The organism is Microbacterium sp. Bi128 (assembly GCF_918698205.1).
In genome coordinates this window covers 1-1258 of record NZ_CAKKMM010001445.1, presented here as the reverse complement: position 1 = coordinate 1258, position 1258 = coordinate 1, and the positions used below count along the sequence as shown (strand labels likewise).

The window sequence follows — 1258 nt, the reverse complement described above, 5'->3', positions numbered from 1 at the left end:
GCCCGTTAGTGTCCCGCGACCTGCGCACCAGCAGGACGAGGAACCGCCCGGCCACCCCTGCCGCCAGCACCGCCGCCATGAACAGCACGGAGGCCGGCGGCAGGGTGACGGCCAGGACCAGGCAGCCGAGGAAGCCCAGCACATTGAGCCAGCGCGGCGCATGCCAGGGGCGGCCGGCCAGCGTGAAAGCCGCGGCGTTCGTCACGGCGTAATAGACCAGCACGCCGAAGCTGGAGAATCCGACCACGGTCATCACGTCTGTGCTCAGCAGCAGGACCACGACGGCGGCCGCGACGGCCAGTTCCGCGGTTAACGGTACGGTGCGGGCGCGGCCCACCCTGGCCAGCGGGGCGGGCAGGTCCCGTTCCCGCGCCATCGCCAACGTGGTCCGGCCGACCCCGGTGATCAGGGCCAGCAGCGCGCCGAGGCAGGCCGCCGCCGCTCCGGCCTGGACGAACGGGACGCCGGCGCCGAGGCGGGAGACCGCCACCGCGTCCAGCAGCGGCGCCGTCGAACCCGCCAGCTGCTGCGGGGGCAGGTGCCACTGCAGCAGCGCGGCCAGGCCAAGGTAGATCACGAAGGCCCCGGCCAGTGCGGCCAGGATGGCCCGCGGGATGGTACGGGCGGGATCCTTGACCTCCTCGCCGAGGGTGGCGATCCGCGCATAACCCGCGAAGGCGAAGAACATCAGCCCCGCCGCGGGAAGGACGCCCCAGCCGCCGGAGGGCGGCGCGGGATAGGCCGGCGCCGCCGACACCGCGGGGGCGCCCGCCGGGTGCGGACCGAGCAGGGATGCCACGGCGACGAAGACGAGAGTGGCCAACACGACGGCCAGCAGGATCCTGGTCAGCAGTGCGGTCCGCGTGATGCCGAGCAGATTAACTCCGGTGAGGACGACGACGCCGGCGACCGCCAGCGGCGTGGCATAGGCCGGCGCCACATAGTGCCCGAACGTCAGCGCCATCGCCGCGCAGGACGCCGTCTTACCCGTAATGAAACCCCAGCCCGCAATGAAGCCCGGCCACTGGCCGAGCTGCCGGCGCCCGTACACGTAAGTTCCCCCGCTGTCGGGGTACCTCGCCGCCAACTGCGCCGACGCGACGGCATTGCAGTAGGCGATGACGCCGGACACGGCCACGGCAAGTGTCAGCAGCGGCCCGGCCAGGGCTGCGGCGGCGGAGAACACGACGAACACGCCGGCGCCCAGCATCGAACCCAGGCCGATTGCCGTGGAATCGAACACGCCGAGGCGGCGCTG

Annotated in this window: 1 protein-coding gene; it reads right to left on the bottom strand. The window is 72.7% G+C overall.

What is annotated here, in order from left to right; all coding sequences use genetic code 11:
• On the bottom strand, positions 1–1258 hold a 1258-nt coding region (locus LQV45_RS33545), incomplete at both ends, for an APC family permease (protein WP_230012107.1).